At 67.1% G+C, this 14,523-nt stretch carries 10 protein-coding genes and 1 pseudogene; all 11 read right to left on the bottom strand.

All coding sequences use genetic code 11. The features are described from left to right. Positions 1-32 precede the first annotated feature (32 nt). The 11 genes and pseudogenes from HRU76_07155 to HRU76_07105 all read right to left on the bottom strand — a co-directional run bounded on the left by HRU76_07155 (position 33) and on the right by HRU76_07105 (position 14,380). Positions 33-1,244, bottom strand: a complete 1,212-nt coding sequence (locus HRU76_07155) for a 3-hydroxyacyl-CoA dehydrogenase (GenBank protein QOJ17366.1) — start codon at positions 1,242-1,244, stop codon at positions 33-35. Between the two features lie 51 nt (positions 1,245-1,295). After that, positions 1,296-1,655, bottom strand: a pseudogene (locus HRU76_07150) (four helix bundle protein). A 54-nt stretch (positions 1,656-1,709) separates the two neighbouring features. Beyond that, positions 1,710-2,528 (bottom strand): enoyl-CoA hydratase/isomerase family protein, encoded by an 819-nt coding sequence (locus tag HRU76_07145; GenBank protein QOJ17365.1) that lies wholly within the window; start codon positions 2,526-2,528, stop codon positions 1,710-1,712. Position 2,529: 1 nt separating this feature from the next. After that, the gene (locus tag HRU76_07140) at positions 2,530-3,336 is read right to left on the bottom strand and encodes an enoyl-CoA hydratase/isomerase family protein (GenBank protein QOJ17364.1); all 807 of its coding nucleotides are present in this window, start codon (positions 3,334-3,336) and stop codon (positions 2,530-2,532) included. Positions 3,337-3,433: 97 nt separating this feature from the next. Beyond that, positions 3,434-3,844: a thioesterase gene (locus HRU76_07135; protein QOJ17363.1), complete on the bottom strand. Its 411-nt coding sequence runs from the start codon at positions 3,842-3,844 to the stop codon at positions 3,434-3,436. 46 nt (positions 3,845-3,890) lie between these two features. Then, positions 3,891-6,968 (bottom strand): isoleucine--tRNA ligase, encoded by a 3,078-nt coding sequence (ileS, locus tag HRU76_07130; protein ID QOJ17362.1) that lies wholly within the window; start codon positions 6,966-6,968, stop codon positions 3,891-3,893. A 572-nt stretch (positions 6,969-7,540) separates the two neighbouring features. Next, a complete protein-coding gene (locus HRU76_07125; protein ID QOJ17361.1) occupies positions 7,541-8,497 on the bottom strand; it encodes a ZIP family metal transporter in 957 nt (318 codons plus the stop codon). A gap of 135 nt (positions 8,498-8,632) precedes the next feature. Continuing rightward, positions 8,633-9,751, bottom strand: coding sequence for a hypothetical protein (locus HRU76_07120; GenBank protein ID QOJ17360.1), 1,119 nt, complete (start codon positions 9,749-9,751; stop codon positions 8,633-8,635). Further along, positions 9,748-10,707, bottom strand: a complete 960-nt coding sequence (locus HRU76_07115; protein ID QOJ17359.1) for a hypothetical protein — start codon at positions 10,705-10,707, stop codon at positions 9,748-9,750. The genes HRU76_07120 and HRU76_07115 overlap by 4 nt, the downstream gene beginning before the upstream one ends. A 143-nt stretch (positions 10,708-10,850) precedes the next feature. After that, the gene (locus HRU76_07110) at positions 10,851-12,767 is read right to left on the bottom strand and encodes an amidophosphoribosyltransferase (GenBank protein QOJ17358.1); all 1,917 of its coding nucleotides are present in this window, start codon (positions 12,765-12,767) and stop codon (positions 10,851-10,853) included. 113 nt (positions 12,768-12,880) lie between these two features. Further along, on the bottom strand, positions 12,881-14,380 hold the full coding sequence (locus HRU76_07105) for an SGNH/GDSL hydrolase family protein (protein ID QOJ17357.1): 1,500 nt from the start codon (positions 14,378-14,380) through the stop codon (positions 12,881-12,883). Between the last annotated feature and the right edge of the window lie 143 nt (positions 14,381-14,523).

The raw sequence follows: 14,523 nt of genomic DNA, 5'->3' as shown, positions 1-14,523 counted from the left end.
GTTGCGCTCCGCGGTCGGCGAGTCATCCGACTTCACGCACCCAGCGACTTCGGGGGGGCGAACCGCCCGTCAGCCGCCGCGGCGTTGAGGACGCGCAGCCAGTCGCGCATGCGCGCCGGGCCGATCTGGGCGGTCCACTCGAAGGGACCGCGCGGATAGTTGACGCCGAACTTCATGGCGGCGTCGATGTCCTCCTTCGTCGCCACGCCGCGCTCGAAGGCCAGGTGGGCCTGCGCAATGATGGCGACGAGGATGCGGGTGAAGACGTAGCGGGAGAGGCGTGCCGGTGAGGCGCGATCGACGGGAGGCGGTTGGTGGCCGGCGGTCGGACTCACCGCCGCGTTGATGAAGGCGTCCAGCGCCGCGGCTTGCGCCTCGGAGAGGTCGATCTTCCGGCGCTCGATGGTAATCGCGGGCGCGGGAGGATCGGTGACGTAGTTGTACACGCCGCGTTTCGTCTTGCGCCCCAGGTGACCCTCCCGCACCAGTTGCTCCTGCAACGCGGCGGGGGCCAGCAGAGGCGGCTTGCCCAGCTGCTCCCACACGCTGCGGGTGGTGGCGGCGTTCACGTCCTGCCCGATCAGGTCGGTCAGTTCCAGCGGGCCCATGCGGAAGCCGCCCAGTTCCTTCATGGCCCGGTCGATCTCGTCGGGGGTGGCCAAGCCGTCGGTGAGGATGCGAAACGCCTCGAGGTAGTAGGGCCTCGCCACGTGGTTGACGATGAACCCCGGCACGTCCGCCGCACGGGCGACGACCTTGCCCCACGACTTGGCGATGGCCGCGGTGCGGTCGGCCACGGCAGAGTCCGTCTGCTTTCCCGCGATCACTTCCACCAGTTTCATCACCGGCGCGGGGTTGAAGAAGTGCATGCCCACGGTGCGCTCCGGCTGGCCGATGCGCTCGCCCAGCGTGGTGATGGAGAGCGATGACGTGTTGGAGGCGATGATGCAGTCATCTCGCAGCGACGTGATCAGGTCGCGCAGCACGCGCGTCTTGACCGCCATGTCCTCGACAATGGCCTCAATGACCAGTTCGCACTCGTCGAAATCGCCCGGCGCGTTGGCGACTTCCAGCCGCCTCGACGCGGCGTTGCGCTCGGCGGCGGTCATGCGGCCCTTCTCCACCAGCCGGTCGAACTGTTCGAGGATGCGATCAACTCCACGCCGCGCGACGGCGTCGTCCACATCCATCAGCCAGACGCTCCAGCCGTGCGCCGCGGCGACCTGGGCGATGCCGCTTCCCATGGCGCCGGCGCCGAGGACTCCAACTTGAAGAAAGCCATCAGCCATCAGCCGTCAGCCCTCAGCCAGAAGCGTTCGGATGAACGCCGTGAGCATGCGTTTGACCTCTTCCACACCGCCATTCAACGACTCATGCCGTGCCGGATCAAGGAAGCCCAGATCCCGCGCGAGCAACAGGTGATACGGCAGCTCACTCGCTGACCCGAGGGCGATTCGCAGAAACCTTGCGAACTCAACATCACTGCCCTTCACGCACCCCTCGGCGATGTTTCCGCCGATCGAAGCGGCCGATCATCGAATCTGGCTCGTCAGTCCGAATCGCTCGTCCGTCGGAAAGGAAGTCGTATCGCGGTACAGTTGAAGCGTCAGCGCGTGGGCCTTCTGCCACACCTTGATGTCGCTGAATGCCTGCATCCTGCTCCGCCTCTTCCTGCGGACGGCTGACGGCTGATAGCCGACGGCTTGGATTCACCTCCCTTTGAAGGCGGGTTTCCTCTTCTCAATGAACGCCATCACGCCTTCAAAGTGATCCTCGGTCTTCGCGGCGGTTTCCTGGGCGTAGGCCTCGGCCTCCAGCTGCTGTTCGAGCGTGGATTCGAAGGACTCGCGCAGGAGTTTCTTGGTCAGGGCGATGCCGCGTGCCGGCAACGAGGCGAGTTTCTTCGCCAGCGTCAACGTCTCGGACATCAGCGATCCCGGGTCCACCACGCGGTTGACCAGCCCCAGTTGCAGGGCCTCATCGGCGGGCACCTTCGAGCCGGTGCAGCAGAGCTCCATCGCCTTGCCCAGCCCGACCAGCCGGGGCAGGAACCACGTGCTGGCGGAATCGGGCACCAGCCCCACGTTGATGAACACTTCGATGAACGACGCCTCCTGCGAAGCCACCCGCATGTCGCACGCCAGCGCCAGCGAGCAGCCCGCGCCGGCCGCCACGCCGTTGACCGCGGCGATGATGGGCTTGTCCATCATCGCCATCTTCAGGATGATCGGGTTGTAGCGCCGCCGCAGGTCATCCCCCAGGTGGGGCACGTAGCCGGGCTTGTACTTCTCCTTCAGGTCACCGAGATCCTGCCCGGAGCAGAAGGCCTTGCCCTCGCCGGTGAGGATGATGACGCGCACCGCCGGGTCGCGCTCGGCCTGCTTGAGGGCCTCGAGCAGTTCGGTGGAGAAGGCGTCGTTGATGGCGTTGTACTTGTCGGGCCGGTTGAAGGTGATGGTGCAGACGCCGTCGGCGGATTCGGTCCTGATGGCCTTCTCGGTCGCTGGTACGGTGGTCGTCGCGGTCATCTCACTTCCCCTTGAAAGTTGGTTTCCGTTTCTCAACAAACGCCCGCATCCCTTCCTTCTGGTCCTCGGTGGCGAAGAGCGTGTAGAAGAGCTTGCGCTCGTACTCCAGCCCCTCGCTCAGCGGCATCTCGAACGCCTTGAGCACGCCTTCCTTGGCCAGTCGAAGGGCGATCGGGCCCTTCTTCGCCATCTCGTGGGCGATCCTGAGTGCTTCGCTGTACCAGTGCTCCTTCGGAACCACGCGGCTGACCAGACCATGCGCCAGCGCCTCCTTCGCGGTGAGGAAGCGGCCAGTCAGGATGACGTCCATGGCCAGATGCTTGCCCACGGCGCGCGTCAGTCGCTGCGTGCCCCCCGCGCCCGGCATCACGCCGATGTTGATCTCCGGCTGGCCGATCTGCGCCGTCTCGGAGCAGACCACCACGTCGCAGAGCATCATCAGCTCGCAGCCGCCGCCCAGCGCCCAGCCGGACACCGCGGCCACGATGGGCTTCTTGATCCGCTTGATGCGCTCCCACGTGGCGAACTGATCGCGCTCGTACATGCTGATGGCGGACTGCTCGGCCATGTCGCCGATGTCCGCTCCGGCGGCCCACGCCTTCTCGCTGCCCGCCAGCAGGAAGACGATGACCGACGGATCCTTGTCCAGCCGCTCCATCGTCTCGGCGAGCTCCTTCATGAGCGCCGGGTTGAGGGCGTTGAGCACCTTGGGGCGGTTGAGGCGGATGATGGCGACCGGACCATCCTGTTCGACAAGGATGAGGGACTCTTCGGCGGTCGCGGGCTTGGATTCGATGGCGGTGGTCATGGGCGGGCTCGTGGGAATGCTGAGGATTGAGTGACGGGGTTTCAATCTTGGAATCTTCGCAACTGATGACCGGTACCTGCCTGCTGAGGGCTGACGGCTACTCCCCCGCCCGACGAATCAACGCCGCCAGCTTGTCCTTTGGCAGGACGCGCTGGACCTGCTTTCCCCGCCCCGCGATCGTCTCACGACCGTCGGGTCGGACATGGTACGCGATCACGTCGCAGACCAGGGTCGTCGGACCGAGCTCAACGGCTTTCGCCTCCACGCGCACGTGGTGGCCGAGCGGCGTGGGCGCCACGTGGTCGATCGACAGGTGCGAGCCGATCCCCTCCTCGTGCTCCTCCAGGTGCGGGGCGAGCACCATGCGGGCTGCGAGCTCCATGTGATGCGCCATCGACCAGGTGGAGTAGACGCGGTGGACGATGACGCCGTCGAAGGACGGACACATGGCCTCGGTGACGACGACCATCACCTCGGCGGTGTTGCCGACCTGGAGCGAGGGAAGCATGAACGGAGTGTAGTGCCGGCGCGGCGTGACGCCACCACGGAGGACTCTACGCCACCCCCACCGCCGCCGCGCAGCGGTCGCAGAGCAGCCCGCCGTCGGAGCGCAGCTTGACGGTGCCGTCCCGGCGCCACGATCGTTCGCAGCGCGGCTCGTTCCGCAGGTCGTGGATGAAGACCTCCTTCGCCGCGGCGTCGAATCCCACGCGCGACACCCCCAGCAGGTCGGCCAGGTCGGCGCTGAAACGCTTGAGCACCCCGTCCGGGTCGGGCAGTGTGACGCCCGCATCCAGCGGGTTCTCGATGCCGCGCTGCTTGGCCGCTTCCAGCGCCTTGAGCGCCTGCTCGCGGGCCTCGAGCACGCGGGGCCAGTCGGCGTCGCAGGCGACATCCAGATCGTGGTGCGTGGTCAGGTGGATGGACTCGGTTCGTCCCATCGACTTCGCTGCTTCCTCCGCCGTGTGAGGCATCAACGGGGCCAGCAGCCGCGTGAGAACCTCGAGAATCTCCCACATCACGGTCTGCGTGGCGCGGCGGCGGGGCGAATCCGGCCTGTCGCAGTACAGGCGATCCTTCACCGCGGCGCAGTACACCGCGCTCAGCGTGTCGTTGCAGAAGTCGTAGAGCGCCTGATGCGCGTCGCGGAAGCGGTACTCCAGGTACGCCTGACGCACCTCGTGCTGGAGTTTGGCGGCCATGGCCAGCGCGTACGCGTCGAGCGAAACGGGCGCGAGCGCGTGAAGATTGACGCGGGTGGTGAGGATCGCAGGTGGGACGCCTGCGCCACTGACGCCTGCGCCGCTGTTTCCCGCTCCCGGCACGAAGTCCGACAGGTTGCTCAGCAGAAATCGCAGCGTGTTGCGGACCTTGCGGTACGACTCGCCCGCCACGCGGAAGAACTCCGCGTCCATCTTGATGTCGTTCTCGAACGCCAGCGACGAGACCCACCAGCGGCACACGTCCGCGCCGTGGTCCTTGAGCAGGTCTTCCACCTCCAGCGTGTTGCCCAGCGACTTGCTCATCTTGCGGCCGTCTTTGTCGACGATGAAGCCGTGGGTGAGCAGGGCCTTGTAGGGGGCCACGCCGCGCACGCCGATGGAGGGCAGCAGCGACGCCTGGAACCAGCCGCGATGCTGGTCGGACCCTTCGAGATACAGGTCGGCGGAGGGGCCGCCGTCGGTGCGCGCCAGCCCGCGCTGGTGCAGCACGGCGGCCCAGGATGAGCCGGACTCGAACCAGACGTCGAAGATGTCATGCATCTTGCGGAGTGCTGGGGCGGCTGTCGGCAACGGGCTGACGGCTGATGGCTGACGGCTGATGGATCTCACCCAATCCGGCGCATCGGGGTCGGAGGTCGCGTCATAGTGGGCCAGCAGTTGCTCCGGCGAATCCGTGAACCACGCATCCGAGCCCTTCGCGGCCACGACCTTCGCCACGGCGCGCACGCTGGCGGCGGTCAGGAACACCTGCCCGTCCGGACCCTCGAACGCCGGGATCGGCACGCCCCACGCCCGCTGGCGCGAGAGGCACCAGTCGGGGCGCGACTCCAGCATGCCGCGCATCCGGTTGCGGCCCCATTCGGGGATGAACTGAACCTCGCTGCTCGCCGCCGCAAGGGCGCGGGTGCGGAGGGAAGAGCCCTCACGCTCGCCCTCACCCCCGGCCCCTCTCCCGGAGGGAGAGGGGAGCGTGTCGCCCCGAGACAACTCGAACGGCTTGTCCACGCTCACGAACCACTGCTCGGTGGCGCGGAAGATGACGGGCGACTTGCCGCGCCAGTCGTGTGGGTAGGAGTGCGTGAATGTGTGCCAGAAGAACAAATGGCCGCTGGTTTCCAGGTGCTGCCTGATCTTCTCGTTGGCGTCCCAGATGGACATGCCGCGCAGCCACTCGGGAACCGTGTCGTCGTATGTGCCGTCCTTGCGCACCGGACAGTAGATGGGCAGCCCCACGCGCAGGCCGGTCTGGTAGTCCTCCTGCCCGTGGCCCGGCGCGGTGTGGACCAGCCCGGTGCCGTCTTCGAGCGTGACGTAGTCGGCGGCGACGACCGTAGACACTGCGCCAAGATCATCCGTCGAAGCGGGAGGGCGACCGAGGCGCAACGTGAGTTCTTGATTCGGACCCTCCGCGCGCTCCACGATCGACACAAACGGATGCCGATACCGCAGCCCCACCAGTTTCTCACCGGCGGTTTCGGCCAGCACCTCCACATCCACGCTCCTGGCCGCCTTGGTGATCCGCTCCACCGCCTCGCGGGCCACGATGGTCAGCGCGCCATCGATCCGAACCAGCGCGTAGGTGAAGCGCGGGTTGACCGCGATGGCCAGATTGGCCGGCAGCGTCCACGGCGTGGTGGTCCAGATCATGAAACTGGGCGTCTCATCCAGTTCCACACCGAACGCCGCGCCCACGGCCTCGCGGTCTGCGGCCTCAAAGTCCACGTAGATCGACAGGTCCTCGCGGTCGTAGTACTCCAGTTCCGCCTCGGCCAGCGCGGTTTCGTTGGCGATCGACCAGTGCACCGCCTTGAGCGCGCGGTACACCAAGCCGCGCTCGACGAGCGTGGCAAACACCTCCAGCACCGCCGCCTCGTACTCCTTCGCCATGGTCATGTACGGGTGGTCGTAGTCGGCCAGCGTGAGCAGCCGCTTCATCTGCTCCGCCTGCAGTTTGACGTACTTCTCCGCGTACTTCTGGCACTCGCGGCGGATGACCATGCGCCGCTGGTCGTCCGGCAGCGTGGCGAGTTTGTCCATCTTGCCCTTCTCGATCAGGTCGGTCATCACCTTGTGTTCGATGGGCAGGCCGTGGCAGTCCCACCCCGGCACGTAGGGGGTGTGAGAGCCCTCCATCAGGCGCGTGCGCACCACGATGTCCTTGAGCACCTTGTTGAGCAGGTGCCCCACGTGAATGTCGCCGTTGGCGTAGGGCGGGCCGTCGTGAAACACGAAGGGGGGCGAAGCGGACTCGGCGCGGGCGCGCATGATCGCGTCATACAGCCGCGCCTCGGCCCAGCGTTTGACCGACTGCGGCTCATTCTGCGACAGGTTCGCCTTCATGGGGAAGTCGGTCCTGGGCAGATTGAGCGTGTTCTTGTAGTTCGGCTTGGTCGTTGCGGTGTCGGTCATGGGTCGATCTCTGGAGCGGCGAAGAGTGATTCAATACGAGAGGGACACGAGAGACACACGAGAGGAATGCGGAATCGAATCAGAGTTTGAGACACGGAGAGCCACGGAGGATGATCAGATGAGATCAAAGCACGGATGCACATCCCTGAACACTGACAGAGACTCTCCCGAAACAACGATCACAAGCACCCGTTCGTTCTCGCCTCCGAAACTCTGTCTCCTGTCTCCTGTTTTCTGCCTGCTGATCTCGAATCACCACCTTCTTCTCTCCGTGGCCCTCGGTGGTCCTCCGTGTTTCACACCTCTTCTCGGTGTCCCTCTCGCGTCTCTCTCGTGTTGAACCTCGGCTCAAAACACAACCGGCCCCGCGTGGGCGAGGCCGAGTGGTGGATCATGCTGGTCCGCACCAATCGCCGTCGCCCTTAACGGGGGCTCTCAATGGCGATGATGGCGATGTCGGCGGTGCGGAGTGACATGACGGGTCAGGATAGTCATCGGCCCCCGATCGTCAAGACATGAGCGGCGGCGCCCCGGGAGGAACGGGGGCGGACGCGGCGTCCGGCGCCGCCGAATCAATGGTCGTGATCGTGATGCTCGTGACCGGGCACATCCACGTCGAGGTGACCGTGGGCGCCGCCCTCGAACAGCCCGATCACGAAGGCCACGGCCAGTCCGGCCAGCAGGGCGGCGGAGAGCTTCACCCGGTCGTGCTGGTGAAACTGGAGTTCGGGCAGCACGTCGCTCAGCGCAATGCAGATGAATGTGCCCGCACTGAGCGCCAGCGCCGCCCCCAGCACTTCGTGGGCGCTGGCGGGCAGCGATTTCAGTCCAAAGGCGAAGAGCAGCACGCCCACCGGAACGATCAGGGCGAACAGCCCGTTCACCAGGTGGCGAACCGCGGGCGCATGCCCTCCCTTCGCCATGAGCGTGCCGATGGTGAGCGAATCAAACGACTTGTGCAGGAAAATCACCAGGAACGTGCCGAAGCCGGCCAGGGTGGTCGCCCCGCCGTGATGCAGACCCGCCTCCACGCTCGCCGCCAGGGCGACGCCCTCCAGCAGACTATGGATGGTCATGCCCACGGCGGCGCCGGTCCAACCGAGCCGGTGATGATGAGCGGATGCGTCGGTCGGTGCGTGCCGGTGGTTGTGATCGCAGGGGCCGTCGTGGCGGTGACGGTCTTCGGCGGGGGTCGCGGCATGCTCGTGGCCGCACCCGTCCTCCAGCCCCTCCACTTCATGGTGATGGAAGCAGAAGAACCGCTCCAGCAGGAACATGAGGAGCAGGCCGCCCAGCGCCCAGCGCATCACAAGATCGATGGAGGCGGCGCCATGCCCCGCCTCGCGATACTCGAAGTAGCCGTGCGGAATCAGGTGCAGCAGGGCCACGCCCAGCATCACCCCCGCCACGCCGCTGAGGATGAACTGCATCGCCCGGTGATTGGCCCGCGTGAAGAGCGGCACCAGTCCGCCCGCCAGCGAGGCGCCCACGATGAGCACGCAGTACACGATGAGAAAGAGGGTGGACATGCGGGCAGTGTGATCGAACGCCAGCGCCGTCAACAATGCGGCCACCAGTGTAGCCGACCGGACGGCCAATGCCGGTTGGATGCGGCCGCCCGGCCTTGGCTACGCGCTCCACGGCGCCGCACCGACCGCGGCGGATCAGACCGGAACCTCGTCGCCGGACAGGAACGCGCCGAGAAGCGGCGCCCCGTCGAACGGCAGGCGACCATCCGGTCGCGTCACGCCCCGCGTGAGCATCCCGATGAGTGCATCACGCCAGGCGTCCGCCACGTGATGGCGGCAGCAGGCGCTCTCTCGTCGCGGGTGCCGCGAGAGCAGCAGTTCCGCTTCATCGGACCGCCCGAGAGCCACATGCGCGACGGCCGCCAGGATGGACTGGTCAGCCGTCGGATCGCTCGGTCGCTCGCGGGATGCGTCCGGGCGGTCCGTCGTGATCTCAAGTCGCTCGAGCACGGTCTCGAACTCGCCGCGGCGAAGCCACACTCGGACCGCGCGGCGAAGCGCCCGCGGCGTAGCGCGCGAAACCGCCTGAAGGGCGTCATCAAGACGGCCCCCGTCGCCGACGCGATCGGCCAGATCGATCCGGCGCTCCAGCCGATGGTCGGATGAATCAGAGTCCGACTCATCCGCGGGCGCGACGGCGCCTGAAGCATGCTCCGCCGGTGGACTGGCGTCCGTCAGCCGGTCGAGGGCCGCCAGCGGTCCTTCCAGTCGCTCAACGATCAGCGACTCGAGGTAGAGCGAGGGCGGGTCAAGCGTGTTCACGAGCGTTCGTGCTTCCTCGGTGCGATCCAGCTCGAGCAGCACGACGATGAGGTCGGACAGCACGCCGCGCCGGCCCGCCGGTCCGATCCGCAACGCGGCTCGCAGATGGTCCGCGGCCTGCGCCGCGTCTCCCCGCGCCCGCGCGATCCGCGCAGCCAGACGGCGCAACCCGACGTGATATGGTCGCTTCGAGAGCGCCAGGTCGGCGACGCGCCCGGCTCGCTCCACCAGCCCGCGGTCGAGAAGACGACGGGCATGGAGCGTGAGCAGCGAGGCGTCGGCGGGAGCCAGCAGCAACCCCTGGGCGATGAGCGCATCCGCCTCGGCGGCGTCGCCCTGCTCGATCGTCAGCCGGGCCTCGAACACGATGGCCCGGACGCTCCGCGGCACGGCGCAGCGAGCCCACGCCACCGCCTCCAGCGCCTCGTGCCCGGTTGATCGCCGGGCCTCGCGAAGATGACGCGCGGCGATGATGCGATCCGCCTCGGTCATGCGGCGATCTTCCGAAGATGAGTCGCTGCCCCGGCTTCGATCGTCGCGCCGTCGGGCGCGTCCGTTTCCACGTTCTCGACCCGCCGACGGAACTGCTCATCCAGCAGCCGTAGCGTGGCGGACAGGGGATGATCGGCCAGGCCTCGCCTGGTCACCTCGCTGGCGATGACGGGGCCGTCCAGCAGGTCGGTCAGGTCAGCCAGGGCGACGATCAGGTCGCTGCGTTCGGGTTCGGCGGCGATCCGCGCGATCAGGACGCAGCGCAACAGACGCGCCGCGGAGCGATCCTGAGTCCGGCGCGACTCATCCACCAGCCGGGCAAGCAGGGCCGGCGCGGCGGCTAGTTCGTCTGAAAGCTCGGATACCTGCACCGGGTCGGCATCGGGCACCTCGTGCGTACGGCGCAGACCGAGCGACGCCAGAAACAGGCGGATGACCTGCCGCAGACCCGGAAGCGCGGCCAGCGCATGCAGCCGGGCGGCGGGCGCCTCGGCGGCCTCGAGATCACCCGCGGACACGTGCAGCGCGGTGAGGATGACCTCCGCCAGCGGCGCCCATGGACCACGCTCGACCGACCGCGCCAGCGACGCGGCCTCGTCATGGTCCCCCGCCTCCCAGGCCAGCAGCGCCGCCAGCAGACGCGATTCGGCCGGCGCTTCCGGGCCAGCGGCGTGCAGCAGCTCCATGCGGGCCTCAATCGTGCGATCCAGCGCCAGAAGGGCCACGGCGCGAAGATGACGGGTCGACGCGCCAGGACGCGGCAGATCGGACAGCATGCGCAGCGCGGACTCGGGCCGACCATGCGCCAGGTGAAACCGGGCGAGTGCCTCGGCGAGCGCGGGCGTGCGACGCGGCAGCCGCAGACCGGCGTCGGCGAGCACCCGGGCCTCGACCAGATCGCGCCGTGACAGCGCCGCGTCGATGGCGCGGGCCAGCCCCGCGGCGGTCTGTCGCATCTGGTCGCTCATGGGGTGCGTCCACCACTCCTATCGGACCGACGGAGGTCCGGCTGGAGCGGGATTCGTCTCTGGGCTGCGGGTGCGCGGGTCACTCCCCGAGCCCGTGGCTCGCCGGGGCGTGCCGCGAGCCGCGCCAGCCGTCAGTAGGCCCGACCTTCGACGCGGTTGTACCAGTTCAGGTACGCGGTGTTGAGCACGCGATACCCGCCCGGCGTGGGGTAGTCGCCCGTGAAGTACCAGTCGCCGGTGCAGGCGGGCATGGCGGCCCGAAGCCCCTCGATGGATTGGTAGATCACCCGCAGGTCGCCCTTCCAGGTGAGTCGATCGGAGCGCACAAGTTGCGCCACCTTGGCGGAAATCTCATCGAGTGAGAAGCGGTCGTAGATCAGCCGCACGTGGTTCCTGAGCATCGAGTCCGGCAGGTGGGCCTGTTCGCGGCAGCGCTGCTCGACCTCGGCCAGCAGGTCGGCCTCGTTGCGGTCGTGGAGCAGCGACACCGCCGCCTCGAAGGCGATGAACCGGCCCAGCTGGCTCATGTCGATGCCGTAGCAGTCCGGGTACATGATGGGAGGCGAACTGCTGGCGATGATGATCGACTTCGGCCTGAGCCGGGCCAGCATGGTGATGATTGAGTCGCGCAGCGTCGTCCCGCGCACGATCGAATCGTCCAGCACCACCAGCGTGTCCTGCGGCGTCACCACGCCAGGGGTGATGTCGTAGACATGCGAGACCAGGTCGCCCCGGCCCACGTCGCGCGTGATGAAGGTGCGCAGCTTCTGATCCTTGTGGGCGGCCTTCTCCACGCGCAGGCGACCGTTCATCAGGCGATCCACCTCGTCGCGCGTCACTCCCCCCTGCTGGATGCGTCGCCAGAGCGTCTCGGCGTTGCGGACGTGGTGGCTATGCTCCACCGCCTCGATCAGCCCCAGGTACGCGGTTTCAGCCGTGTTGGGGATGAAGCTGAAGACCGTGCGATCGAGGTCGTGGTTGATCGCGTCGAGCACGCGCGGCGCGAGCTGTTCGCCCAGCGCCTTGCGCTCGCGGTAGATGTCGCGGTCGTTGCCGCGGCTGAAGTAGATGCGCTCGAAGGTGCAGTGTCGCGTGGGCAGAGGATCGGTGAAGGGCTGCTCCATCACGCGGCCGTCACGCTTCATCACCAGCACATGGGCGGGCTGAACGGAGCGGACTTCCGAGGGATCGACATTGAACACCGTGACCAGGGCGGCCCGCTCCGACGCCACCGCCACCACCTCGTCAGTCATCAGGTAGAACGCCGGACGAATGCCCGCGGGGTCGCGGCAGACGAAGGCGTCGCCGTTGCCCACCAGCCCCACGAAGGCATAGCCGCCATCCCATTCCGCGCTGGCGCGTCGGAAGACGCGGGCCAGGTCGATGTCCTCCGAAATCGCCGCGGCGAGCGCCTGCCCCTCCAGGTTGCGGAATGAGCCGGGGCCCATCGTGGCGCGCAGGTGGTCGTGCTCCAGGTCCAGCGAATAGGCCAGTTTCTCCAGCACCACCTGGGTGTCGGAGTCGCCCACCGGGTGCAGGCCGTACTCGACCAGCTTGGCGAAGAGCCGGGACGAGTTGGTCATGTTGAAATTGCCGGCCAGGGCGATGTTGCGGCTGGGCTGGTTGTTGCGACGCACGTATGGCTGGCACATCTTGACCCCGTAGCCGGAGTGCGTGCCGTAACGCAGATGCCCGATGGCGACCTCGCCCAGAAACTCGATGCAGTGTTTCGCCTTCCGCTCATCCAGGGCGTTCAGGTCGATCTCGCCGGCGCGGCGGAAGCCGCGCATCACGGTGCGGAAGACCGCCTCGGTTGGGTTGGGCTCGGCGGACCGCGCCCGCACGAGGTACGGATCGCCGGGGGGCATGTCGAACTTGACGACGGCGATGCCCGCCCCGTCCTGACCGCGATTCCGCTGCTTCTCCAGCAGCAGATACAGCCGGCGCATGCCCCAGAGGATGTCACCGTATTTCTCGGCGTAGTGGGACAGGGGCTTGCGGAGCCGCAGACAAGCGATGCCGCAGTAATGCCCGATGGGGTCGCTCATGGGGAGCGCAAGGGTATGCGCGGCACGAGTCGCCGCAAAGGCCGCGATCACCCGGAACGGCTCGCCACGGTCGCCCGCGGACGGTCGGCGAGACAGCCGGGTGAAGACGGCGATCAGCGCACCCGGGCGCGAACGTGGTCGAGAAGACTGTCGAACCGGAAGGCGAAGACCGGCGCCACCACCACGTGACGCACCTGCACCAGCACCCGCCCGTCCGTCGAGACGCGGTCAGCGACCGAGAGCCCGTCGATCATGATTTCCTCGTCCGTCTGGTTGACCGGCGCCTGTCCGACAGACTCGAACTGATTCGTGCGCCAGTTCCAGACCAGCACGCGCAGCATCCCCGACGGCTGGTTGACGCTCGTCTCGATCAACAGATCGAGGGCATGGGGGTCGGGCGTGTCGGTCACGAACTCCGCCCAGGCGTGCATGCTGTGGAGGTCCGTGAACGTGCTTCCGAATCCGGAGCGGATGCGCAGAGCATCGTCGTCGGACCCGCGGATCTGGTACAGCTCGCCCCCCAGCAGGTCACCTCGATCAACGCCGAAGCTCACCGGCTGCGTCCAACCCTGCAGCGCCAGGTCGTACTGCCGCGCGAACCACGCGCCGCCGACAGCCGAAAAGTGGACGGAGTCGATGAGAAAACCCAGGGCGTGAAGGTGCGCGAAGTCGCGGTGCAGGTCGAAGAAGTTCAGATATCCATGACTGCGCGAGGCGGCCAGATCGTTCAGCACGTCCGCGTCGTAGGCCCGCGACTCGCCGAAGTGGTGATGCGTGACCAGAAGAATCTCGGCGTCCGGGACGGCCTGCTCCACCCGGTCGAGCAGCATGGCCATCGAATCGGCGTAGATGAAGATGTCATCATGGTCGAGCATGATGATCACGAGATCGGGGTTGAGGGACGCCAGCGTGTCGCGGAAGATGCCGGGATCGCACCGCAGGAAGTCCTCCGGTCCCACGCCCCCCCGCGCCAGCCGCGAGAAGAGCGGACCGGGTTCGCCGGTGGACATGAACAATCCGTTGACCTGCGTCCACTGCGGGTTTTCCTCGGTCGCGCCCACGAGCGAGACTCGAACCCGATTGATCACGTTGGGATTGGACTGACCCGTTGAGAAGGTGTAGACGCCCAGCGATGGGATCGATTCGGCCGACGCGGCGTCCACGTCGGCGACCCACGCGCCGTTGACCTGGATGCGGAGCGTGCCGGCGCCCTGTTCACGCACGAAGTGCAGCGTCGCCTTCGGACCGAACATCTCCACTTCCACCCAACCGGTGGCGCCGATGCAGGTGAACAGACCATCGACACTGCGCTCTCCGAGCGGCAGGCGCGCGCCCGCGCCGGTCGTCGAATACGCCCAGTTGCTGGACCGCCTGTACTTGAGCCCCGGACGACGATTGATCGAGCCGTCGTTCGTGAAGGCGAAGGCGCCGTTGAACCCCAGGTAGCCGTCCCCCGCCACGCCGAACCGTTGCTCCAGCATGTTGCGCAGAAACCACGTCCACGTATCGGCGCGGAAGGAGATCGAATCCCCGATCACCACGTAATGCGCGACGTCATGGTTCTCCAGTTTCTCGAGCCAGTCGGCCGCCGTGGCCTTGAGTGAACGATCCATGGGACGATCGGCGTAGGCGAAAGTTGACCCGACAACGCCCGTCACGAGGATGGACCACGAGAGCAGGTGCGATCGCCTCCGCATCCACCGTTGTCTGCCGCAACGTTCGTTCATGGCACGGTCAACCTCTCCCGGGAAGCCGG

It is taken from the genome of Phycisphaeraceae bacterium (assembly GCA_015709595.1).
Taxonomy (GTDB): domain Bacteria; phylum Planctomycetota; class Phycisphaerae; order Phycisphaerales; family SM1A02; genus CAADGA01.
Note: the sequence above shows the minus strand (reverse complement) of the source record. Positions and strands in the feature narration are given on the sequence as shown.

Excerpts from the sequence above, each read along its gene's own strand:
- HRU76_07140 (QOJ17364.1), bottom strand. The coding sequence starts at position 3,336 with ATGACCACCGCCATCGAATCCAAGCCCGCGACCGCCGAAGAGTCCCTC.
- HRU76_07110 (QOJ17358.1), bottom strand. The coding sequence starts at position 12,767 with ATGAGCGACCCCATCGGGCATTACTGCGGCATCGCTTGTCTGCGGCTC.
- HRU76_07155 (QOJ17366.1), bottom strand. The coding sequence starts at position 1,244 with ATGGGAAGCGGCATCGCCCAGGTCGCCGCGGCGCACGGCTGGAGCGTC.
- HRU76_07135 (QOJ17363.1), bottom strand. The coding sequence starts at position 3,844 with ATGCTTCCCTCGCTCCAGGTCGGCAACACCGCCGAGGTGATGGTCGTC.
- HRU76_07125 (QOJ17361.1), bottom strand. The coding sequence starts at position 8,497 with ATGTCCACCCTCTTTCTCATCGTGTACTGCGTGCTCATCGTGGGCGCC.
- HRU76_07115 (QOJ17359.1), bottom strand. The coding sequence starts at position 10,707 with ATGCGACAGACCGCCGCGGGGCTGGCCCGCGCCATCGACGCGGCGCTG.
- HRU76_07105 (QOJ17357.1), bottom strand. The coding sequence starts at position 14,380 with ATGGATCGTTCACTCAAGGCCACGGCGGCCGACTGGCTCGAGAAACTG.
- ileS (QOJ17362.1), bottom strand. The coding sequence starts at position 6,968 with ATGACCGACACCGCAACGACCAAGCCGAACTACAAGAACACGCTCAAT.
- HRU76_07145 (QOJ17365.1), bottom strand. The coding sequence starts at position 2,528 with ATGACCGCGACGACCACCGTACCAGCGACCGAGAAGGCCATCAGGACC.
- HRU76_07120 (QOJ17360.1), bottom strand. The coding sequence starts at position 9,751 with ATGACCGAGGCGGATCGCATCATCGCCGCGCGTCATCTTCGCGAGGCC.